This is a genomic window from Pseudomonas sp. AC016 (assembly GCF_979253365.1).
In genome coordinates, this window is record NZ_CEEDCC010000001.1 from 4,862,592 (window position 1) to 4,885,145 (window position 22,554).

At 53.0% G+C, this 22,554-nt stretch carries 20 protein-coding genes, 1 tRNA gene and 3 pseudogenes; 14 read left to right on the forward strand and 10 right to left on the reverse strand.

All coding sequences use genetic code 11. The annotated features are described in order from the left end of the window. Positions 1–38: 38 nt before the first annotated feature. The 5 genes from pal to AC0IXS_RS21985 all read left to right on the forward strand — a co-directional run bounded on the left by pal (position 39) and on the right by AC0IXS_RS21985 (position 3,009). Positions 39–536 carry a peptidoglycan-associated lipoprotein Pal gene (gene pal, locus AC0IXS_RS21965; RefSeq protein WP_004879156.1) on the forward strand — a complete coding sequence of 166 codons (498 nt, stop codon included), beginning with the start codon at positions 39–41 and terminating at the stop codon, positions 534–536. Between the two features lie 6 nt (positions 537–542). Continuing rightward, on the forward strand, positions 543–1,358 hold the full coding sequence (gene ybgF / locus AC0IXS_RS21970) for a tol-pal system protein YbgF (protein ID WP_054998489.1): 816 nt from the start codon (positions 543–545) through the stop codon (positions 1,356–1,358). Positions 1,359–1,531: 173 nt separating this feature from the next. Further along, complete coding sequence (gene queE, locus AC0IXS_RS21975) at positions 1,532–2,179, forward strand: 7-carboxy-7-deazaguanine synthase QueE (RefSeq protein ID WP_004879159.1); 648 nt, start codon at positions 1,532–1,534, stop codon at positions 2,177–2,179. 16 nt (positions 2,180–2,195) lie between these two features. Next, on the forward strand, positions 2,196–2,870 hold the full coding sequence (gene queC, locus AC0IXS_RS21980; protein WP_164672272.1) for a 7-cyano-7-deazaguanine synthase QueC: 675 nt from the start codon (positions 2,196–2,198) through the stop codon (positions 2,868–2,870). Between the two features lie 63 nt (positions 2,871–2,933). Then, positions 2,934–3,009: transfer RNA gene (locus tag AC0IXS_RS21985), tRNA-Lys, on the forward strand. A gap of 145 nt (positions 3,010–3,154) precedes the next feature. Here AC0IXS_RS21985 and AC0IXS_RS21990 read toward each other — a convergent pair. Beyond that, positions 3,155–3,601: pseudogene (locus AC0IXS_RS21990) on the reverse strand (TraU family protein); the annotation flags it as partial. Beyond that, positions 3,598–4,026, reverse strand: coding sequence for a TIGR03757 family integrating conjugative element protein (locus AC0IXS_RS21995; protein ID WP_057408878.1), 429 nt, complete (start codon positions 4,024–4,026; stop codon positions 3,598–3,600). The gene AC0IXS_RS21995 and the pseudogene AC0IXS_RS21990, both read right to left, overlap by 4 nt. A gap of 618 nt (positions 4,027–4,644) precedes the next feature. Between AC0IXS_RS21995 and AC0IXS_RS22000 the strand changes: the two genes are divergently transcribed. From AC0IXS_RS22000 to AC0IXS_RS22040, 9 genes are all read left to right on the forward strand, one after another. Beyond that, positions 4,645–5,274, forward strand: coding sequence for a LysE family translocator (locus tag AC0IXS_RS22000; RefSeq protein WP_057408879.1), 630 nt, complete (start codon positions 4,645–4,647; stop codon positions 5,272–5,274). A 153-nt stretch (positions 5,275–5,427) separates the two neighbouring features. Beyond that, positions 5,428–6,873: a class I adenylate-forming enzyme family protein gene (locus AC0IXS_RS22005; RefSeq protein ID WP_471825671.1), complete on the forward strand. Its 1,446-nt coding sequence runs from the start codon at positions 5,428–5,430 to the stop codon at positions 6,871–6,873. A 61-nt stretch (positions 6,874–6,934) separates the two neighbouring features. Next, positions 6,935–7,183, forward strand: coding sequence for an acyl carrier protein (locus tag AC0IXS_RS22010; protein ID WP_122667627.1), 249 nt, complete (start codon positions 6,935–6,937; stop codon positions 7,181–7,183). A 12-nt stretch (positions 7,184–7,195) separates the two neighbouring features. Further along, positions 7,196–8,596 (forward strand): aminotransferase class III-fold pyridoxal phosphate-dependent enzyme, encoded by a 1,401-nt coding sequence (locus AC0IXS_RS22015; protein WP_057408881.1) that lies wholly within the window; start codon positions 7,196–7,198, stop codon positions 8,594–8,596. After that, a complete protein-coding gene (locus AC0IXS_RS22020) occupies positions 8,593–8,991 on the forward strand; it encodes an acyl-CoA thioesterase (protein WP_081021716.1) in 399 nt (132 codons plus the stop codon). Before AC0IXS_RS22015 ends, AC0IXS_RS22020 begins: the two co-directional genes overlap by 4 nt. Positions 8,992–8,993: 2 nt before the next feature. After that, positions 8,994–9,563, forward strand: coding sequence for a hypothetical protein (locus tag AC0IXS_RS22025; protein ID WP_052735648.1), 570 nt, complete (start codon positions 8,994–8,996; stop codon positions 9,561–9,563). Between the two features lie 90 nt (positions 9,564–9,653). Next, positions 9,654–10,757 (forward strand): beta-ketoacyl synthase N-terminal-like domain-containing protein, encoded by a 1,104-nt coding sequence (locus AC0IXS_RS22030; RefSeq protein WP_057408882.1) that lies wholly within the window; start codon positions 9,654–9,656, stop codon positions 10,755–10,757. After that, positions 10,757–11,359: a hypothetical protein gene (locus AC0IXS_RS22035; protein WP_057408883.1), complete on the forward strand. Its 603-nt coding sequence runs from the start codon at positions 10,757–10,759 to the stop codon at positions 11,357–11,359. The genes AC0IXS_RS22030 and AC0IXS_RS22035 overlap by 1 nt, the downstream gene beginning before the upstream one ends. Next, complete coding sequence (locus AC0IXS_RS22040) at positions 11,356–12,141, forward strand: enoyl-ACP reductase FabI (RefSeq protein ID WP_057408884.1); 786 nt, start codon at positions 11,356–11,358, stop codon at positions 12,139–12,141. The genes AC0IXS_RS22035 and AC0IXS_RS22040 overlap by 4 nt, the downstream gene beginning before the upstream one ends. Positions 12,142–12,288: 147 nt before the next feature. On the opposite strand, the pseudogene AC0IXS_RS22045 reads toward AC0IXS_RS22040, so the two are convergent. The 8 genes and pseudogenes from AC0IXS_RS22045 to AC0IXS_RS22080 all read right to left on the reverse strand — a co-directional run. Next, positions 12,289–13,541: pseudogene (locus AC0IXS_RS22045) on the reverse strand (DNA topoisomerase); the annotation flags it as partial. A 383-nt stretch (positions 13,542–13,924) separates the two neighbouring features. After that, positions 13,925–14,794, reverse strand: a complete 870-nt coding sequence (locus AC0IXS_RS22050) for an amidohydrolase (protein ID WP_341539504.1) — start codon at positions 14,792–14,794, stop codon at positions 13,925–13,927. A 381-nt stretch (positions 14,795–15,175) separates the two neighbouring features. After that, positions 15,176–15,521: pseudogene (locus tag AC0IXS_RS22055) on the reverse strand (putative ATP-dependent zinc protease); the annotation flags it as partial. Positions 15,522–15,585: 64 nt separating this feature from the next. After that, complete coding sequence (gene katG, locus AC0IXS_RS22060) at positions 15,586–17,856, reverse strand: catalase/peroxidase HPI (protein WP_122667626.1); 2,271 nt, start codon at positions 17,854–17,856, stop codon at positions 15,586–15,588. Between the two features lie 283 nt (positions 17,857–18,139). Then, the gene (locus AC0IXS_RS22065; RefSeq protein WP_122667625.1) at positions 18,140–19,042 is read right to left on the reverse strand and encodes a DUF1460 domain-containing protein; all 903 of its coding nucleotides are present in this window, start codon (positions 19,040–19,042) and stop codon (positions 18,140–18,142) included. 309 nt (positions 19,043–19,351) lie between these two features. Continuing rightward, on the reverse strand, positions 19,352–19,741 hold the full coding sequence (locus AC0IXS_RS22070; protein ID WP_057408887.1) for a tautomerase family protein: 390 nt from the start codon (positions 19,739–19,741) through the stop codon (positions 19,352–19,354). Between the two features lie 30 nt (positions 19,742–19,771). Then, on the reverse strand, positions 19,772–20,836 hold the full coding sequence (locus AC0IXS_RS22075; protein WP_471825676.1) for an NAD(P)H-dependent flavin oxidoreductase: 1,065 nt from the start codon (positions 20,834–20,836) through the stop codon (positions 19,772–19,774). Between the two features lie 314 nt (positions 20,837–21,150). Beyond that, complete coding sequence (locus tag AC0IXS_RS22080; RefSeq protein ID WP_122667691.1) at positions 21,151–22,440, reverse strand: M20 family metallopeptidase; 1,290 nt, start codon at positions 22,438–22,440, stop codon at positions 21,151–21,153. Positions 22,441–22,554: the final 114 nt, after the last annotated feature.

Consider the following 22,554-nt stretch of genomic DNA (forward strand, 5'->3'; position numbering starts at 1 on the left):
ATTTGCTTAACACACTGGGGTTCATTAGGAGTTTCAAGATGGAAATGCTGAAGTTTGGTAAGTTTGCTGCGCTGGCTCTGGCCATGGCTGTAGCTGTAGGTTGCTCGTCCAAAGGCGGCGACAATGCCGGTGCTGGCGCTGTCGACCCTAACGCTGGTTACGGCGCCAACACTGGTGCTGTTGACGGTTCCCTGAGCGAAGAAGCTGCTCTGCGCGCAATCACCACCTTCTACTTCGAATACGACAGTTCGGACCTGAAGCCAGAAGCCATGCGCTCCCTGGACGTGCACGCTAAAGACCTGAAAGCAAACGGCGCTCGCGTTGTTCTGGAAGGCAACACCGACGAACGTGGTACTCGTGAGTACAACATGGCACTGGGCGAGCGTCGTGCGAAAGCCGTTCAGCGCTACCTGGTACTGCAAGGTGTTTCCCCAGCTCAGCTGGAACTGGTTTCCTACGGCGAAGAGCGTCCAGTTGCTACCGGCAACGACGAGCAGTCGTGGGCTCAGAACCGTCGCGTCGAACTGCGTAAGTAATTTGACATGCGAACGTGCCGACGTGCTCTAACCGTTTTGGCCCTCGCCCTTCCGCTTTCAGCGTTGGGTGCGGCTCCTGTGGTCGATAACAATTCTGGCTCTGGCAGCAGCAGTTATCCGCCAGCGGGTTATGGCACGTCCGGCGCCTATGCCGGGGGAGGGGTAACACCTCCTCCCTCGGCACAAGGTCAGCTGTTCATGCAGTTGCAGCAAATGCAGGAAGAAATCGCGCGTTTGCGCGGGCTTGTCGAGGTTCAGCAAAACGATATCCAGCGCATGAAGCAGGAAGCTCTGGAGCGTTATCAGGAACTCGATCAGCGTATAGCCAGTGGCGCTGCCGCTCCGGCTACCAATAATTCTCAACCTTCTGGTGGCGCTGTAGACGCCAGTGGGACGCCGTCGGCTCAAGCCGCTCAGGCACCGGCAGCAGGCACCGAGCCTCCTGACCCGGCGAAGGAAAAGCTTTATTACGAAGCAGCCTTCGATTTGATCAAGGCAAAGGATTTCGACAAGGCCAGTCAGGCCTTCACCGCTTTCCTGCGCAAATACCCGAACAGCTCTTACGCGGGCAATGCCCAGTACTGGCTGGGTGAAGTAAATCTGGCCAAAGGCGACCTTCAAGGCGCAGGTCAGGCATTCGCCAAGGTAAGTCAGCAATACCCGAAGCACGCCAAAGTGCCTGATTCGCTGTACAAGCTGGCCGACGTAGAGCGCCGCCTGGGTCACAATGACAAGGTAAAAGGCATTCTGCAGCAGGTTGTTGCCCAGTATCCGGGTACATCTGCCGCCCAGTTGGCGCAGCGAGACCTTCAGCGACTTTGATGTCCTGACTCGCAAATCAAGAAAGCCGCGCTCGTCGCGGCTTTTTTCGTTAGAATCTCGCACCCGAAATTCCGGTACATACATTACGCTTCTCTGGATTCTGCGAGTGCAGGGTTCCTTGAAGTGCCTGACGGAGGCGGACGGCCTGTTTAGCTGTTACGCCCGTGGCCGATATGCAAGACACATTACGCATCACCGAAATATTTCACTCGTTGCAGGGTGAAACCCGTACGGCTGGGCTGCCCACCGTATTTGTACGCCTCACTGGTTGCCCCTTGCGCTGCCAGTACTGTGACAGCGCCTACGCATTCACTGGCGGCACCATCCATACGCTCGACGACATCATGGGCCAGGTCGCGGCCTATCGCCCTCGCTACGTATGCGTGACCGGCGGCGAGCCACTGGCCCAGCCCAATGCGATTCCATTGCTAAAGCGCCTCTGTGACGAGGGCTATGAAGTGTCGCTGGAAACCAGCGGCGCGCTGGATATCTCGGCGGTCGACCCCCGGGTCAGTCGAGTCGTCGACCTCAAGACCCCCGGGTCGAAAGAGGTCACGCGCAACCGCTACGAAAACATGGAGCTGCTCACGCCCAACGATCAGGTCAAATTCGTGATCTGTTCGCGGGAGGATTACGACTGGGCGGTTTCCAAGCTCATTCAGTACGGGCTTGATCGCCGGGCTGGCGAGGTTCTGTTCTCTGCCAGTCATCATGAGCTGAAAGGCCGTGATCTGGCCGACTGGATAGTGGCGGACAACCTGCCTGTACGCTTGCAGATGCAGCTGCATAAATTTCTTTGGGACGACGAGCCGGGGCGCTGAAATGACTGAATTGAACATGACCGAGAAAAAAGCCGTAATCCTGCTGTCCGGTGGCCTCGACTCCGCAACTGTCGTCGCCATGGCGCGTGCTGAAGGCTATGCCTGCTACACCATGAGTTTCGATTACGGTCAGCGTCATCGCGCCGAGCTCGACGCAGCCGCGCAGGTAGCTCGCGACCTCGGTGCGATCGAGCACAAGGTGATCGGCTTGAATCTCAATGGCATCGGCGGCTCGGCGTTGACCGACAGCTCCATTGCAGTCCCTGAGACGCCCTCTGAAGGCATTCCGGTAACGTACGTGCCGGCCCGCAACACTGTCTTCCTGTCGTTGGCCCTGGGCTGGGGGGAAGTGCTGGGCGCGCGCGACATCTTCATCGGCGTGAACGCTGTGGATTATTCGGGCTACCCGGATTGCCGTCCCGAGTTCGTGGAGTCCTTTGAGCGCATGGCGAATCTGGCGACCAAGGCCGGTGTGGAAGGGCAGGGCTTCACCATCCGCGCGCCGCTGCAGAACCTGAGCAAGTCCGACATCGTCAAGGCAGGCACTGCGTTGGGCGTCGATTATGCGCTGACGGTTTCCTGCTATCAGGCCGACGATCGGGGCCGTGCGTGCGGCAAATGCGACAGCTGCCGCCTGCGTGCAGAAGGCTTCGCCGCTGCCGGTGTAGCAGACCCGACGCGTTATTTTTAAGTTTTTTTAAAATAGGTGTTGTATTACTCATAAAAATCAGTAAGATACGCGCCACACAACAGAGGGTCGTTAGCTCAGTTGGTAGAGCAGTTGGCTTTTAACCAATTGGTCGTAGGTTCGAATCCCACACGACCCACCATTTCGAAAATCTGGAAGGCCCATGAAAATGCGGATTTCCAGATTTTTTTTTGCGTTGCAGATTATCAGGGAGGAGAGCTGATTGAGCTCCCGTCATGGGTAAAGCGACTATCTGTAAGGCAGTTGGCGAGTCCTTCGAAGCTGAAGGCAGCACCTGCGCAGGCGTAGCCTGAGGCGCTTGCAAACCGGCTGAATGTTGCTCCCCCTGGATGGCCTATGACATCTGCGTTTTTGAATTTGGCCACGCTGTCTTCGTTGTTGTGGTTTGTTGTGCCATCGCCTCCGTCTTGAGCGAAGGACGTGGACGAGCTCAACGAGGAGACCTCGATCCAGGGATTCTCTCCCGTGTTCGAATAGCTGGAGACAACTGCGTCCGGGACAAAGTGGCGAACCTTGGTCGATGTTTTGACCTTGCAAGCGAAAGGGGTGCAAAGCAGCCAGTAGCAGATGCCGACCACCTTGTACTCAAGACATTCGGGTGACATTGAGGAGGCGATCAAGGTGGCAGATGTGACGACGCCTGCCGTCGCCTGGCCAGCGGCAACCGACAGTGCCAGCACACCCCAGAGCTGCTTTTTACCCGGGCGCTTCATCGCATGCCCCCTTTCCAACGAGCAATACGTTGAGTGGCGCTGCCGACGTCGGTCTCTCCATACACCACGTACTTGCGGTCGACTACCACCGCAGGAATCTTCGTTACACCTAAAGTCCAGGCATCGACCAGGCTCTGTTGGGCTGCCACGAGATCTTGCTGCAAGCGCTGCGCATCGCTACTGCGAAGACGTCGCTGCATGATCGCGGCGGCTCGTTGCGGGTCTGCTGGTAGACCCTCGGACAGCTTAGCTTCAAGCCTTTCCGAGTCGTCCAAGAGTATCAATCGAGCTCCAGATGGCACTTGAACTAGGTGGTTTTGATCGGTGATCACCCAGGTCTCTGCATGTGCATTTGGGCTGAGAAAGCCGACGGCTATTAGCGCTTGGGCTAGGAGAGGAGTGAGTTTCTGGTTAGAGGCTGACATGAAAATGCACCTAGTGAGACGTTAGGTACATAAAGCGTAATTTCTCGTCTCTGGTCAGTGGCAAACCCTTATTGGTACAGCAGGGGGTTAGTGTGGCTATAAGACGACATGTTGTCCCTAGCGTAAGACCAGCAAATCTAGCGAGAGCTCGGAGCTTAGACGAGTACCTGCTGCAGAAACAAAGGTTGAAAACGCGATGCGTTCAGGGTGGTCTAGTGCTAGTGAGGCCGCATGTCGCTCTAGCAACTTTGATGGCCAGTTGCTATCGAATTAGCAGTGCCGATTGGTAGTGTTCAAACCAATTAACAGATGCGCTTGGTGTACTAAATCGACTACGGAAAATTAGATATGGAAGGGGTTATAGGATGACCTACAAATGATGGCGTATTGAAATTAATTCATTGGCAGGATTGACGGATATATACGCTCAATCTCATGAGCCATTGAGGCCGGGAAGGGGGGGACGTAGAATATGACGAGATCTCCGATGCGCATAACATAGTGGGGTAATGTCAGGCAACCGTAAAAATTAGAGCTTTTTGGGTTGACACCAGCCAAATGAAATTGTAAAAAAACATCAGTCTTAAATTGCAATACATTACCTAGGTGGGTTCGCGAATGGATTTCTCGACACTTATGTTCTTCTTGCCTGCGTGCTTTGCTTTGAATCTAGCTCCGGGTCCAAACAATCTCCTCTCAATAAATAATGCAGCGCATCATGGTTTCGCAGCTTCTTGCTTTGCGGGTCTGGGAAGGCTTGTCGCATTCGCCATAATGATAGCTCTAGCTTCTGCGGGGCTAGCGGCTGTGATCTTTGCATCCAAAACAATTTTTACTATCGTAAAATTGCTAGGTGCGGCCTATCTGATCTATTTGGCGTACAAGTTATGGGGCAGCGACGCGAGTGCGATGACCCAAAAGGGTGGTGAGTCAGAAGGAAAAATATCAACGCTAATGCGTCGAGAATTTCTCGTGGCAATTGGAAATCCTAAAGCGATATTGATATTTACCGCGTTCCTTCCTCAGTTTGTTGTACCTGATGGGGATGTATTCACGCAATTTATTATTCTTGGAGCGGTATTCTTGGCTCTCGAGTGGATTGCTATTGCAATTTATGCATATTTGGGGCTGCATCTTCAGCGGTGGCTTTCGGGAGCTAAGGCAAAAAAAATATTCAATCGAGTTTGCGGTTCGCTTCTTGGTGGGGCCGGTTTATCTTTGCTCGTTGCTAGACATGCGGCGTCGTAGATCCTGAATAATTACCTTTAGCAGTACCAATACTGGAATCATCGGAAATCTAAGCTTGTCTCAGTTGGTGTTGATATGACCCCAACAGGGTGCTATTGCCCAGGCTATTGTTCATCCGGGGATAATAGCTGTAATCTTTAAGGGATTAGAGTTATGAGTTTTTTAGGAGCGTCGAACAGCATAGATTTGCTCGGCCGACAAGTGGCTGAGCATCGCAGTATGAAGTTGCAAGATCCACGCGCAACTAACTGGCCAAGTGTGGTGAGTGGGAATTTATTCATAGATCGCTCTCTGGTCTGGGCCAAAAAGCTTCGAGCCGCCGTCTCAGATGTTAACTCTCCAATAGTAATCCTGATGAGGTTAGGGGTTGAGCCTGCTAGCCTCCTATTCGGCGCATTGCAGGCGGGTCTGTTTCCTATATTGATGAAGCCAGCGACCCCAGTTCATCTTTTGATTGAAGCTGCCCGGGAAACCCACTGTTTTTTAGTCGCGGTGCCGGTTTCGCTTAAGGGGGAAATCGCAAAGCTTGGATTTGTGTTAGTGAGTGGGAATCAAGACTATGCGATTTTGCGCGTACCGTACCCCTTGTTGCCACACTCACAACTGCCGCGCGAGCCATTAATTGGAATACTTAGTAGCGGCTCTACTGGCAAACCAAAGATCATAGTCCATACTCTAGATAGATTACTGCATAATGCCAAGCTTCACGCTGACTCCGTTGGGCTTCTTGCCGACGACACAGTGGCTTTGACGCTACCGCTAAATTTTAGTGCAGGTTTAGTAGCAGGCCTTTTAAGTACGTTGATCACGGGTGCCAATGGCGTTTTTGTAGACACTCAAAAAGTCAGCCCACGCAGATTGCTCACGAATTATAAGATTTCAGTGTGCATGGCCACACCCGCGACAGTCATGAATTTGTACGATCGCCTCACTTTGGGGAAAGCACGCCTTGTAACTGTCGGTGGCGACTCATTAAACTACCGTGTAGCTTCTGAATTAGTAAAAAATTGCGGACCCAATACCAACATATATTCAACATACGGCATGACAGAAGCCGGTCCGCGTATAAGCAGTTCAATCGTCACACAAGAGGTGTTGGAGTGTTTTAATGCAGTGCCCCTAGGTGAGCCGCTTGAAGGCGTTGAACTAGAGCTTAAACCAACGGGACCAGATCAGTATGCCGAAGAGCTTTATGTACACACTCCGACAGCGATGTATGGATATCTCGACCGGGCGAGTGACATATCAAACTGTCAAGATCGGCCGTTTGGGACCATTCGGACTGGTGATTTATTTAAAGTCGTGAATGGTGGGCTTTTATTCGCAGGGCGTTCAGGTCGGCTTATTGTTCGCGGAGGTGAAAATATTTATCCCTCTGTTATTGAGTCAGCGATTCTTAAGTATCTGGACATTGATGATGTATGGGTTACCTCCGAGCCGGATGAGAAACTAGGGCAGGTGGCCAAGGCTTACGTTGTAGGCGATAAAAAATTTGACATCAATTATATGTCTAGAAGACTTCGGAGATTTTTACCATCATCATATATTCCTGCAATCTGGGAATACGCCGAGAAGCTCCCCGCACAAGCTAAAAAGTAATATCAGGTTTGGCATAACGCCGATATAGAGGGTTTCCCCTCTACAAACTAGGAGAGATACAATGACTGATAATAAAGTTGAGCAAAAAATTCGCCATTTCTTTATCGAAGACATGGTTAAAGATTCGGTGAAAAATGCATCTAACACTGATGAGTTAGATCTCGACAGTCTGGATCAGACAGAGCTGCGGGTATTTCTTGATGAGGATTTTGGCATCAAATTTTCTGAGCTCCCAGACATTGACCCATTCACAACCATTCAAGAAATTGTAGATTTCATCCATAAACACTCTTGCGTTGAAACTGCTTGAGGAGATTGACATATGGATAAGATATGGGAAGCGGGGCTTAAGAAGCAAAAGCTAGGAATCCAAACTTTACCTAGTGATATTCGAGCCTGTGTAACCAACGGTGATGGCGTGGCTGATCACTATGGAGGTAGAACTAATTTTACATTTCTTGAGCAGCGCCAAGACCGTATTCTTTTGCTCGAAAAAGTAGACGGTGATAACGCCCTGGCGCATATCGCTGTCAATATGACGGGCGGGTACGGGACCGGAATTCTGGGAAGTGCTATAGATGAAATCGCGCCTAGGGTTCGAGAAGTTTTTCATAGTTCAGTTACCACCAATGACGAATTTCATTCGGTCGAGCGGTTGCAACTTGTGTCCAATATTAAAGAAATGATAGCCAGCCATACCGGCAGCCACGAAAGGCAGTGGAGTATCACATTCACAAGCACAGGATCCGAGGCTATGGATCTTGCGTTGCAGCTTATTCACCTCGAAGGCATGAACTTGACCACAGGAGTTGATTCACGCAGTAAAAAAGATATTGTGTTTGCTTGCCACGGCGCATGGCACGGATGGTCCCAAGGACCAAATCAGCTGTTAGACCGAAAGCAATTTACTGAAGGCGTTCCTCGAATTAGGGGTGTTGAGGTCGTATTCCTTCAATATGGCGATATAGAAAACCTACGCAGTCAGTTCTCAAACTACGAAGGTCGAATTCGAGCTGTATCGGTAGAAGGTATCCTAGGAGACGGGGGTGTAATCTCAGCGTCCTCAGAGTGGTGGTCCGAACTCTTCAAGCTCGCTGAAGAAGAGGATGCTCGAATTATAGATGATGAGATATTGACTGGTTTCCGCACCGGAGGGGTGCTAGCGATTCCTAAACGGCTATCGCCTGATTGCATCACGCTAGGCAAAGCGCTCGGTTTTGGCCTGTTTCCGATGTCTGCAGTTCTATGGCGAAATGATCGGCTATCTTTGCGGCCAGGAATAGGTGTTCGGACGTTTAATGCACGACCATTTCAAGCTGCAGTCGTGAATGCAGGCATTGACATGATCAAAGGCCAAGGACTCTTTGAGAGGAGTATCACGATTGGCTCTAAATTGATCGATGATATTTCTTCACTATCAGCACGCTATCCGACGGTAGTCAAAGCTGTGCGCGGAAAGGGAATGTTTATCGGCCTTGAATTGAGCGACGCTTTCGCTCGAAGAGGTCGGATGGTTAGGGACACTTTTTTACGTCATGGAGTTCTGACTGAAATCGAAAGTGGCCTGTTTAATCGAAAGGTTCCAAAAGACAAGCGGGTCAATGAAACAATTCGGATTACACCGCCGTTGACTATTTCTGCTGACTCAATTGAGGAAGCGCTGCGAGCATTATTAGAGGGAGTCAAAGAACTACAAAAAATTAGTGAGCAAAATGCAGCATGACTCACTTTTCCTATAATCGTCATTTACACCATTATGAAACGGACGCAGACGGAGTTTGCCACTTCTCTAATTATCTAAGAATTTTTGAAGAGGCATTCGAATTTTCGTTAGCTGAAATAGGACTCGCCTCTTCAAAAGTGGAGCATGGCTTTGCGGTAGTCGGACTGCAAGCCGATTATGCTTACCCTGTGCGAGCAGGCGAAAAATTTACAGCAGTACTCCGCTTCACGAGCGTAAAGCGTTCTTTTTTAGAGGCGCACGTTTCTGTAGGCGTGGGGGACAAACACTGTGCATTAATTAAAGCTAAGTTGGCGGCCATAGAACGTAAGACTAATGGTTCTATTTCGTTGTCGCCGACGTTACGTGAGAAATTAAACACTTTAATTGCGGAGTAGCCATGAGTCCTAATAGTTTTTCGCAAATCATCACATATGATGGTCCAAATCAAGGCGGTATTGGCCATACTGATTTAAAAAAATACCTTCGCCACAAACATCCCATGATTGGGGTGGACCAGATTGTCAAGCATGACTTCGAAGCCGGATGGCTTCATGCACATAGGGCAGTCTCTAGTTCTCACCCCGCGTTTGAAGGGCATTTCGAGGATGCTGCCATTTATCCTGGCACTAATATGGCTCAAGATATCATTCAACTAGGTATTGTGTTGTTTCTCGGCTCAACTCGTCCCTTGGAGGGGGAAGGCAGGAATCAAGAGCTTTCGGCCGTATCAGACTTGAATCTGAAAATGGGACATCCAGTACCCCCAGGGGTTCTGCTTGATATAGCTCTGTGGCGCGTAGGTGGTAAAGGCGATCACTCTATCCGATTCGGTTTTGAGGCGCGCGTCCGTGACTTTCCGTTTTATGAAAGGACAAATCAGATTGGCGTATCGTTCAAAGCTGCGATCCAAGGTGATGCGGAATTGATACGTGTAAAACGTAAAGTTTATACCGGTATTGGGTTTTAGTTTTTAGCTTGCGGAGAGGAGCGTATCAGGCTTCTCTCCGTGAGTTTTTACGCTGAGTAAGAGATGTGCATTTAATTATTGGGGGGGGGTATGTCCGTTTCAATTGTCTATAGCGATGCCTTGACCTCTTTGGGATGGGGTGAGGAACTTTTTGATAACCTGGTTGCAGGAAAGACAGGGCTCAAGCGAGCGAATGAGGTTTTTGAAAATTTACCAAACCCCGAGTTGGCAGGGATGATTGGTACAATCAATGGGATTTGCGGAGAAGAGAGGGTTCCTCAGATTTTAGATAAGGCGTTCCGTACAATTCTACCTCCGATCGCGTACGCCTCGGATTTAGTTGTAGGAGGCTGCAGTTTAGGTGACTTGGCAGGTTCGGATGCAGGTAATCCACGCGCCGCGCTTGTAAAAGCTATGGAAAAGGTGTGGCCGTCTAAAATCCCGCCGACCACATTAGTCTCCAGCGCATGCTCGAGTGGGACTGATGCGATCATCGTTGCGTCTTCAGCTATAAAATCTGGGATGGCGGATATAGTTACGGTTATAGGCTTCGATTCACTAGGAGCAGGTAAGCTGATTCAGCATATAGCGCTCGGGACTCAAAGTGCGGACCGCGCCAGACCTTTTGATAGCACACGTAGTGGAACCTCTTTTGGCGAGGCGTGTGGCGTGATGATCTTGGCAAATGAATCGGGCATGGATAAATTGAAATCAGCCAGTATTGGCCGTATTGCTAGTTTTGGCATGTCTTCGGATTCATATGATATAGCCGCTCCTCATCCCGATGGAAAATATGCTGCGAACGCGATTCGAAATGCTATCAAAGGTATTAATTTACAGGAACTCGGTTACATAAATGCTCATGGTAGCGGGACCAATTTAAACGACCAAGCTGAAGCTGCAGCGCTGAGGCTAGTCTTCGGTGATTATTTAGATCAAGTGTCTGTCGGCGGAACCAAGGGGGCCTTAGGTCACTCCCTAGGTGCTACCGGGATAGTCGAAGCGGTATTAACTTTAAAGGCAATGAACAGGCGATTGTATCCTCCGACGACAGGGCTGTTGAATATCGATCCTCAGTTGGCTTTACCTCTCATACGACATTCACAAATACGGAGTGGATCCCACAGATTCGGCTTGACAGTGACTTTTGGCTTCGGCGGTGTCAATTCAGCCCTCTTAATGGAAGCTAGCTAATGTTGAATACTTACGTTTCTCCTCGGTTCGGCTACTTTGAGACTGAAGTTGAAAATCAGTCTCCCGAACTGAGTTTTAATTTGAAAGATAATAGGTGCGATCCTCTTGTAACTGTCGCCTTGAAAGCTATGGAGCGCTCCCTATCTGCTCTGAATTTTAAGGAGTTTTCACTGGAGACTGCGATCTATACCGTGACCGATACAGGCTGTCAGTCTCATATCCTCAGAGTTGTCGACGCGTTAAAGTCTATGAGGCCGAGGCAAGCTTTTTTTGCACGCGGGAGTGCCGTGATGTTTTCTACGTATGGCTCGATGGCCATAGGCAGCCATGGGCCCTGTATTTCCGTCACCGGCCGTGGAGCGGGGTTAGCACAAGCCCTAAATCTGGCTAGGAACTTTTGCGAAGAAAGCGATTGCCGTCGAGCTGTTTTGCTCTGTGCTGACCAATCCAGCGGAGTCATGAGCGCTTCGGCAGCCTATTTTACTTCAGAAGACGTTCGTAAGATGGATGTCCTGCTTAAATTTTGTATGGAGGCTAAAAATATCGATTTGTATGCGGGGTCGATACTGAATAGTTATTTTTCTGGCGAGGTGGTTGTATGAACTTGGTGGGTAAGCGTGGTGTGGTCCTTGGCGTACTAAATAAAAAGTCTATCGCGGCGGCGTGCGCATCCAAGTTGATGAGTGAAGGTGCTGAGGTCATCTGCAGCTATCTTCCGGTCAAGGGGGACGAAGAACGTCGTCATGCCTTAGCTAGTCGAGCGGTATCAGGATTGCCATCTAATTATATGCTGCCATGTGATGTCACAAGTGATGAGAGCGTAAAAGCATTTTTTGATGGCGTGAAGGATATTTTCGGTAGTATTGACTTCATTGTACATGGGGTTTCTCTCATACCGTCTGAGGCTTCAGTCGGTAACCTAGTTGAATTGCCCAGAGAGGCATTCATCGCATCGATGAACGTTTCTGTATACAGTTTGATTTTAATTTCCAAATGCGCAAAGTCTTTAATGCCTAAAGGCGGCTCGATTCTCACGTTTAGCTACCTTAGCGCTGATGCCTTGGTTCCTGGTTATGAGTTGTTAGGGATTTGCAAAGCAGCTTTGCAAACGAGTGTCAGTTACTTGGCCTTTGATTTAAGCAAAGAAAATATAAGAGTTAACGTTTTAAGTGCTCCCCCTTTCCCCTCTTCATCCGCCATTGGACATACGGCTTACGGCGAACTTAGCGACACGTACTCGAAAAAATTACAACCAACGGGTACTCCTTCTGTCAATGAGATTTTAAATGTCGCAATATTTTTGATCTCCGATAATTCAATAGGGGTGACAGGGGATCGCATTTTCGTAGATGGGGGGTTTCACAATATGTCTGCAGCAATATAGTAAATATGGAGATGCTGTTGGTCCAAAAAGGGGGCGCTACAGTTTCGGTACTCTTTTCGGAAGCTACCGCAGTTCCATTTTAGACGTTACGTGACCTTGCGCAGACTTCGCACGCGCAAGGTAGCTAGCTAATCTTTAATGCCGCTGGGTGGCCACCGTCCGGTCGAACTCATGTGTCGGCAAGAACTGAGCAAGAAAATGCGCGCGGATCAGACCATATACCTTCCGTTCTTTCTCGGACATCGCTGAAAGACTCGCTGGTTCAAGCTTAGGGATAATCCCATGGTGTGGGCCGGTGATTTTCTTGTCGTTCCACGCTTGCGATATTTGTTCCGGGTCTATTAGCAGCAGGGTTTCACCGATGGTTGAGTCAGTGCGGTTTAACGCATCAAGCACCACAGGCACCTCTTCAGCATGCTCTGCGGTAAGTAGCCACAATCCGTCCTAGGATAGGTCGTGGCTTTGTGGGTCTTGTAAAGTGCCTGAGCCACGTCCAGTGTTTCTTGAACCCCGAGCCCGAACTTTGCCGAGCACACCTCCTGCAGAGTGCTCAGGTCAAATGGCAGCGGAGCCAGGTCACGGCCGCGCTCCGTTTCAACCGACACAGTGGTTGCCTTTTGACCTTTTCTGAGAGCATCCAGCGCAGCTGAGGCAGCCCTTTGATCCAGGCACCGCTCTTCCTCGTCAGCGATCATGTCGTCGGGCAACCATTTGGCAATAAAGGAATGACCCGCAGACCAGAGCTGGACCTCAAGATTCCAGAAAGGCATGGGTATGAAATTTGAAATTTCCCGATCTCTGTCGACAACCAGCCGAAGCGTGGGGGTCTGTACACGTCCTACGGAAAGAACGCCTGTGTAGCCAGACTGTCGCCCGAGCAGTGTGAACAGGCGAGAGAAATTCATGCCGATCAGCCAGTCGGCTCTGGACCGCCCAAGTGCTGAAAGGTAAAGCGGGTATGTCTCAGCGCCTTGCTTGACGCTTGCCAAGACCTGCCGTATGGACGCTTCATTCAACGCTGACAACCAAAGCCTTTGGATGGGGCCGCGATACCCGCAAAAATCAATGAGCTCGCGGGCGATCATTTCACCCTCACGATCAGCATCAGTAGCAATAACCAGCTCTGTCGCCTCTTTGAGTAGCTGCTTGACTACCTTGAACTGACTGGAAGTCTTTGGTTTGACAATCACTTTCCACTGCTGAGGGAGGATGGGAAGGCTATCTAAGGTCCAGTTTTTTAGATGATCTCCGTAGGCATCAGGCGGAGCTGTTTCCAGCAAATGACCAATCCCCCAGGTAACTACAACGCTTGGACCCTTGATGCAGCCATCTCCCCTCGTCTTAGCTCCGAGGACAGCGGCGATGTCTTTACCCTGGCTGGGCTTCTCGCACAGATACAAAGTAAGCGCTCCATAAACCCCACCTGGCTAAAGACAGGTAAAGCGCTTAGCTGTGAAGTCGAGGTTCGCAGTTCCACGGCAGCAAGGCTTCGTATCGTCAACCGATGTCGCCGTTGGCAGGCGTTCCAGGTTCGAATCCCACACGACCCACCATTTCGAAAATCTGGAAGGCCCATGAAAATGCGGATTTCCAGATTTTTTTTTGCGGCGCAGATTGTCAGGGCGGAGAGCTGATCGGCTTCCATCATGGCGTTGACGCAACGAGCTGTAAGGTCGTTGGCCAGTCTTTGGAATACCCTTCAGTCGCTACGCTAGAGCTGCTCTGCTCGCGATTGGAGTACAGGCGCCGAAGCGCTTGGTCCTATTCACTTTGGCAGGCGAGTTCATGGCTGACTCAGAAAAGCCTGCACCAAGCGTACAAAGTAGGTAGCGCCTGCCGGGAGCAGTTCATCATTGAAATCGAAACTGGCGTTGTGCAGTTCGCAAGGCCCGATGCCGTGCTCGTGGCCACGATGCTCGCCATCTCCGTTCCCCAGAAAGGCATAACACCCCGGCACCTTCTGTAGTAGAAAAGAGAAGTCTTCCGAAGGCATGACCGGCTCGATGTCCCCTATGACCCGATCTGCGCCGAGCACCTCTCGCGCCACAGTGGCCGCGAATGCAGTTTGGCCAGCGTCGTTGATCGTCGGTGGATAAACACGGATAAAGCTGACTCGGGCGGTACACCCAAACGCTGTTGCCAGGCCCGTGGCGATTTCTTGCATGCGCCGTTCAATCAGATCTGTAACCTGATGATCAAAGGTGCGTACCGTGCCGCTCAACCAAACGTTCTGTTCAATCACATTATCCGAGCTTCCAGCGTGGAACTGAGTGACGGAAAGAACAGCGGCATCGATTGGGCGTTTACTTCTGGTCAGGATCGCTTGTAGCGCGGTGACGATCTGCGCACCCGCGAGCAGTGGGTCATGTCCCTTATGGGGCATGGCGGCGTGAGCGCCTATATCTTCGATATCAATGCGGAACCGATTGCTTGAAGCCATCAATGCACCGGCCCGTGTGGCCAGTGTGTTGGCTGGGATTCCGGGCCAGTTATGCAGGCCAAACACGGCATCGATCGGGAAGCGTTCGAGTAGTCCGTCGTCGAGCATGGCTTTGGCGCCTGCACCTTTCTCTTCGGCGGGCTGGAAAATGAACTGCACCGTGCCATGGAATCGCCGATTCGCGGCGAGGTATTGCGCCGCTCCGAGCAACATCGCGGTATGACCGTCATGGCCGCAAGCGTGCATGACGCCGGGGTTGCGGGAGGCGTGGGCGATGGTATTGATTTCCTAGATGGGCAGCGCGTCCATGTCGGCGCGCAGGCCAATGGCGCGGGCAGGCCAATGGCGCGGGCAGGCGAAGCGCCGTCGAGCGAACCCCGCAGTGTGCCAATTACACCGGTTCTCCCGACGTTACGGGTGACTTCGATGTTCCATTTCCCAGAGTTGACGCGACGAGTTCGGCGGTTCGATGCACCTCATACCCCAGTTCCGGGTGCGCATGAATATCGTGACGTATGCGACGGATGTCGACGCTGTCTGCTTCGATCCGGGGTATCAGATTCACCTTGCTCTCCTAAGACTTCGGAAATGCATTCACTCTGCTTTCTGTGCGATTGAAGCGCAGCGGGGTTTTCCTATCGCATACCTGAGAGCTGGATCGATCGTCGCATCGAAGCGTGTCAGGCTTCGGAACCGATCAGAAGGGGAAACTGGAAAGCGCTTCGGTCGGTCAGGTTGACTTCTATGGTGCGTGAAGCTTCGCCCATGCACATGGTCAGGAGGATGGCAGGCCGATAGGAGTACAGGCTCCTGTCATGTTGGCCGCGATCATCTGCACGGCGTTTGATCTGATCTATTCCCTCCAGCGGCCTTCGATGACACGGGTGTGACTGCCATCGATGGCAAGCTTGAAGCTGACCCAGCGCTCACCATGACGTTTGCCTGGGCAGATACCGCCAAAAAAAACGCCTCCACAAGGGAGGCGTTCCTGAGCGCTTACTGCATCAAACCAGATCGAAACGATCCAGGTTCATTACCTTGGTCCAAGCCGCCACGAAGTCTCTGACAAACTTCTCCTGTGCATCCGCACTGCCGTAAACCTCGGAAATCGCACGCAGTTGAGCGTGGGAACCGAAGACCAGATCGACACGGGTGCCGGTCCATTTGACGGCGCCGGTCTTGCGATCACGGGCCTCGAAGGTGTCGTTGGCACCCGAGGTCGCTTTCCACTCGACGCCCATGTCCAGCAGGTTCTTGAAGAAGTCGTTGGTCAAGGTGCCTGGCTTGTCAGTGAACACGCCATGCGTGCTCTGGCCGACATTGATGTTCAGGACCCGCAGGCCGCCCAGGAGCACACTCATCTCCGGTGCGGTCAGGGTCAGCAGTTGCGCCTTGTCGACCAGCAACGACTCTGCCGAGACTTTGTAGTGCCCCTTCTGGTAGTTGCGGAAGCCATCGGCAATCGGCTCAAGGAAGCTGAACGATTCAACGTCGGTCTGCTCCTGAGACGCATCTGCGCGGCCCGGTGTGAAAGGAACCGTGACGTGCTGGCCTGCGTTCTTCGCAGCCTGTTCGACGCCTGCACTGCCAGCCAGGACGATCAGGTCGGCGAGGGAAACCTTCTTGCCGCTCGACTGGGCGACGTTGAATTCGCTCTGAATGCCCTCAAGCGTCTTCAGAACACCCGCCAGATGCTCAGGTTGGTTCACCGCCCAATCCTTCTGCGGAGCGAGACGTAGACGACCACCATTGGCACCGCCGCGTTTGTCCGAACCACGGAAGGTAGAGGCTGCTGCCCATGCAGTCGAAACCAGCTGCGAGACCGAAAGGCCCGACGCGAGGATCCTGGCCTTGAGTGCGGCAACGTCCTGATCGTCTATCAGCGCATGATCAACGTTCGGAATCGGGTCTTGCCACAGCAATTCTTCGGTCGGCATTTCCGGGCCGAGGTAGCGGGCCAGCGGGCCCATGTCGCGGTGGGTCAGCTTGAACCAGGCGCGGGCAAACGCGTCGGCCAGTTGATCGGGGTTGGCCAGGAAACGGCGAGAGATCTGCTCGTAGGCCGGGTCGAAGCGCAGCGCCAGGTCAGACGTCAGCATGCTGGGCGCATGACGCTTGGCCGGGTCGTGGGCGTCCGGAATCTTGCCAGCGCCTGCGCCGTTCTTCGGCGTCCATTGATGCGCGCCGGCCGGGCTCTTGGTCAGTTCCCATTCGAAGCCAAACAGGTTTTCGAGGTACTCGTTGCTCCACTTGGTAGGCGTCGATGTCCAGGTCACTTCCAGGCCGCTGGTAATGGTGTCGCCACCTTTGCCTGTGCCGAATTTGTTGCTCCAGCCGAACCCCTGCGCTTCAAGGCCTGCGGCTTCCGGCTCCGGACCGACGTTGTCAGCCGGGCCTGCACCGTGGGTCTTGCCGAAGGCGTGACCGCCCGCGATCAGGGCCACGGTCTCTTCATCATTCATCGCCATGCGACCGAAGGTTTCACGGATATCCTTCGCCGACGCAACCGGATCAGGAACGCCTTCAGGGCCTTCCGGGTTGACGTAGATCAAGCCCATCTGCACCGCAGCAAGCGGGTTTTCCAGATTCCGCTCGCCTTTATCGGTGCGGCTTTCTTCGTTAGCGTGATTCTCCGGCTCGGCCACCAACGTGCCGTCGCCCGGCTGCTGCATTTTCTTCTGCGCGCCGTAGCGCTCTTCACCACCCAGCCAGGTGGTTTCGGAGCCCCAGTACACATCTTCTTCCGGTTCCCAGACATCAGGGCGACCGCCAGAAAAACCGAACGTCTTGAAGCCCATCGACTCCAGCGCGACGTTACCGGTCAGTACGATCAGGTCAGCCCAGGAAATCTTGCGGCCGTATTTCTGCTTGACTGGCCAGATCAGGCGGCGCGCCTTGTCCAGGCTGACGTTGTCAGGCCAGCTGTTGAGCGGCGCAAAGCGTTGCTGACCGGCACCTGCACCACCACGGCCATCACCTGTGCGGTAAGTCCCGGCGCTGTGCCAGGCCATGCGAATGAACAGCGGGCCGTAATGGCCGAAGTCTGCCGGCCACCAGTCCTGAGACTGGGTCATGACCGCGCGCAGGTCCTGTTTGACCGCTTCGAAGTCAAGGCTTTTGAATTCTTTGGCATAGTCGAAACTCTCGCCCATCGGGTCGGAGAGGGCGGAATGCTGATGCAGGATCTTCAGGTTCAGCTGCTTGGGCCACCAGTCACGGTTGGTGGTGCCGCCGCCAGCAGCGTGGTTGAAGGGGCATTTCGATTCAGTTGACATGCTTGGTACACCTTTTTGTCAATGCGTGCGGCCATCCGGTCCACTCGCGGGACTTCAGACAGTAGGGATGGAACTCATTGGCGCTGCGTTCATGCCAGCCGCTCGATCAATGATCAGGCCAGCTCCACGGATACGTTGCGTTGCGGTGAACAGATTGCTGCAAGACAGTCTCACAACGCAACGCAGGTTTGAGCGCATTCTTATCATCAGGGTAAAACCACACGGCTTTCGCCACGCTCACCCAGATTAGCCTTCTTCGAGAAGATTTCTAATAGAAAGAACGTTAAGGCGTGATAGGAAAACTTCTTGCGCCATCCCGTTGAGGATGTGTCGGGAGGGGAGGTGATGGGTAAGCTTGAGTTTTGGGTCTGTAAACAACGATTCCGGGTTTCTGGGACACGTAGTCCAGAAAGGGCAGGTCGACCACCTTTCCTTTTTTCAGCGATGCATGCCTCAAGACCGGACCTTTGTCCGTTCTTATGAAGAAACCGACGTGGGTCACGTCAAGCCCCGGAAGCTCCGTGTAGAGGCCGATGTAGTCGCCCGTTTGCAAGTGACTGACCACTTCTTTGTCGACGAATTTGCTGGGGATATACGTAATGGTACGCCTGACCGTGGGCAAACCGGGAAGGTAGGCCGTGCCATCGCTCTTTGCATTCAGGTTCTTTTCAATGCTGACCGCGTGGGGGCTTATCCGAGACGTCAAATCGTCCGCCAGGGCGTGGTCTTTATCGTTCGCCCAGTCGCTGAAGAAATGCCTGCGGTTCAAAAAACCAACGGTGCCGTTTTTATAACGGGTCTCGATCAGGTTCTTCTCGAAATCGGATTCTGATGACGATTTCCTCAGGGCTTCCACATATTCGAGATAGGTAAAACAATCCAGTCCTCTAAAATCAATGACCAGTTGTTCTGCCATGCTGTCCGTGCCGCGCAGCATATTGGCACGGTAAGGCGTACCCATGAAAAACGCTGAAATGGCGTTGGTTCTCTGACCCGTATCCATGGGGCTGATTTGATGCTTCAGGACGGTGTCGATTTTCGATGAGGTGTAATCATCCAGTTTCAAACTGACGGGCTGTGGTGTCGCTGTCAGGTGACTGGAGGGATTATTCAGTGCTTTGGTTTCAGAAACGGCACATCCCGACAGCAAGAAGGATGTTAAGGCCAACAGAACTGTTTTTCGCATGATGATTGATTTCTTACCTGCCAGCAGCTCATCACGGCCATGACGGCGCGAGCCGACCGTGTCGGAACGTTATGGGGGGCATTCGGAAAAGGGGATGTCGAAGTGGAGCATCAGCCAGCTGATCCACTTCACCATCAACCTTGGCCCGCATGTATATCCAGCTTGTCTGGCATGTTGCAGGCTTTTGGGGCGTTTTGCGGTGAATGTTTGTTTAAGAGAATCAGGCATAGACCAGAGGTGAAGTCTTTTTCCACCGGTCGGGCAGCGCCGTATTCTGGACTTCGACTACGTGCGCTGTCCGTGCCGAGCTTACAGCTCCCCAGTCAGAAACTGTGCTCTGCCCAGCCCGAAGCTCCAGTCCTCGTCGCTGTTGATGACCATGGAGATCATCAAGTCCTGCGGTGATATTCCACAGTTTGCCTCCAGGCCCTCGGCGACCAGCTTATAAAATGTCTGCTTCATTTCGGCAGAGCGTGGTCTGCTGATCGCTGTAATCACCACAACATCCTGTGTTCGGGTAAGCTCGAGCCCGGTGTCCTGAACGATCATTCGTGACGGCGCATGCTCGGTCACGATCTGGTAGCGATCCCTGACAGGGACCTGAAATGCTTCAACCATCGCGCTGTGGACGGTGTCCAGCAGCGTCGCCAGCGCTTCGTCAGAGCGACCTTTGATGACATCGATTTTGAGCAGCGGCATGTCGACTACCTTTTAAACAGGGTGTGAGATTTAATGTTCAAGCATTTCCTGAACAAGCGTCTGAACAAGCATTGCAGCGGGAAGCTCTCTGGCCAACGGTGCGCCTTGTCCTGCCCATTGAGCGGCAAAATCATGACAGCCCTTGGCGGAAGCGGCCGAGTGCAACGCCTTTGCCAGGTCGTAAGCGAGTGGGTATTCCGCCGGGCGGGGCAGGTTCGCGTCCAGCGCCTCCAGGTAGAGACGGTTGGAAATGCCACGAGCGGGCCGTCCCGAAATACAGCAGGTGACACGCGTCTCATGAGCTTTGGCGGTTTTGAGCGTGTCTCGATGTTCCTGCGTTGCTGATGATTCCGGGCACAGGATAAACGCGGTGCCCAGTTGGCAGCCGCTTGCCCCGAGCGCCATGGCCGCGTTGATGCCGGCCCCGTCCATGATGCCTCCGGCAGCAATAACGGGCAGGTCTACTGACGAACGGATAATCCGTAAAAGTGCGAATAATCCCAGTTCGTCATCCTGCCCGGGTGCATCGTCAAAAACGCCGCGATGCCCGCCTGCCTCATAGCCCTGCGCAACGATGGCCTGAATACCCACCTGCTCAAGCTGTCTGGCTTCGATCAATGTTGTTGCACATCCCAGGGTGAAGATCCCGGCCATCTTGAGTTCGGCGACCCACTCTTTTGGCGGTGCGCCAAAGTGGAAGCTGACGACAGCCGGACGCTCTTCCAGCAGCATGTCGAGCATCGCTCGATCGTCGACGAAGCTCTGGTAAATCTCTCTTAAAACGCGTGGCGGGTTGGCGTCAAACTCGGCAAACGTTTTGGCCATGTACATCAACCATGCCTGGTTCCTTGTCTCGTCGAACGCTGCCGGCGTGTGGCAGAACAGGTTGACGTTGAAAGGTCTGGCGGTGAGGGCCCTTGTCCGTCTGATCAGCTCGCGCCCCTGCTCAGGGTTACTGGCTCCGAGGCCTATAGAACCCAGAGCGCCTGCGTTGGATACGGCTGCAGCCAGCTCAGGCGTCGAAACGCCCACCATGGGTGCCTGAATGATGGGGTGTTCGATTTCCAATAGGGACGATAAGCCTGTTCGTGACATGGATTAACCTGCCTTATGCTTCGTTGCACACACTGAATCCCGATATCTGTGCCATTGAAAGGTGTCGCTCAATGGCTGCTGCGATGGGGATGATGTCATGTATAGAGCAACAGGCATGCCACTGAAAGGGCGCTTGTTAAACGGGAGTGAAGAACCGTTCGAGTCTTTTTGACAGAGTCTTAAAGACTTGAGAATGTTGAGGACGTGTCTTTTTGACACTAGGGTGTGATGCTGAACATGGGCACCTGCAGATTATTGACGAGTCACGCGAGCAGCACGACATGACGAAATGCTCGCGCCGCATGCACGTCTGATCAATAACGGCTCATGAAAATCGCAGCCCGTTTGGTCGCGATTGGCAGAGAACTCACGTCGAGCGTTTCGTTCTCGCTGTGCGCGCCGGTGCCCCATGCACCCAGTCCGTCGAGACTTGCACTCACGTAAGGGTTTACATAGGACACGTCTGCGCCACCTCGATCGGCAGACGGGGCGGACTCCAGCGCCGGGCCGTCCAGGTCTCGACTCACGCGACTGTAGGCCTCCAGCAATTTTTGGTTGCTGTCGCGCTCGGCCATGACGGGCATGATCGCCTTTATCGTTATTTCGCTGCTGGTCTGGGGCAATGGGCGGCTGACGATTTCCTTCAACCGGGTTTCTGCCGATTGTCGTTGCTCCTCGGTCTTGAAGCGTAGGTCGCCGTGCACGAGTACTGATTTGGCCACCGTGGTCTTTCTGCCTGAAGCCGTGCCTTGCCCGCTTGCGACGTCCTCGTTTGCAGTGGAGCCACCCAGAATCAGACCGGGGTTGATGGTTAAACCATCCTCTTCGGAAAGCTTCGAGCGGATCTCATCAAGCACACGAGCCGATTCGTACACCGCGCCGTAGCCGGTCTTAGGTTGAAAGATGGTTGCTGAGTGGTTTTCCAGACCGGTGCTGGTCAGAAACCACTCGCTTAAGCCTCTGCGATCGGTCACCAACTGGTTGGGAGACAAGGCGAATTCGAAACCCAGTGCAATATCGCTTTTTTTGGCTTCGTCTATCAGTACGCTTCTTGAGATCGTGGTCGGCTTGGCGGCGAACTCTTCGTCGCCGACCAGCACGACTGCAATGTTCATGGTGTCGAGCGCGCCGGTACTCTTCAGGGCTTGCAGCGCATAGAGCATTGTCACCATGCCGCCTTTGTCATCGATCACGCCAGGGCCTTTGGCTTTCTTGCCGCCTTCGGTGTAGGTGAAGGTCTGAAAATTGCTGTTTTCAGGGAAAACGGTATCCAGGTGGCCGATCAGTAACAGTCGTTTGGCGGACCTGTTTCCTTCATGCAGTGCGACGAGGCTTCCCGCATGTTTCATTTCCGCCGGAAGTTCGTGCCAACGGGTGTCGAAACCCAGCGCTTCGAGTTTCTGCTTCATGATGTTGCCGACCCGAATGACACCCTCGGCGTTGTCGGTGCCGCTGTTGATGTTCACCAGTTGTTCAAGTAGCGCTATCTGTTCTGCACTGCGGCTATCGATATAGGAAACGATATTCTGTTCGTCCAACGTCGATCCGGCCATTGCACCGCTGGAGGCAAGTAGCAGGGTGAGCAGACAAATGCGCTTTTTCATGTCGAGTGTCCCGTCCAGATCGCGATGTGTATTCGGGTGTCGCTTGATGTCCATGCAAACGCTGATAGCCATGGAATCAGGGCCGGTCATGATGCCGACTGATCAAAGGAGCAA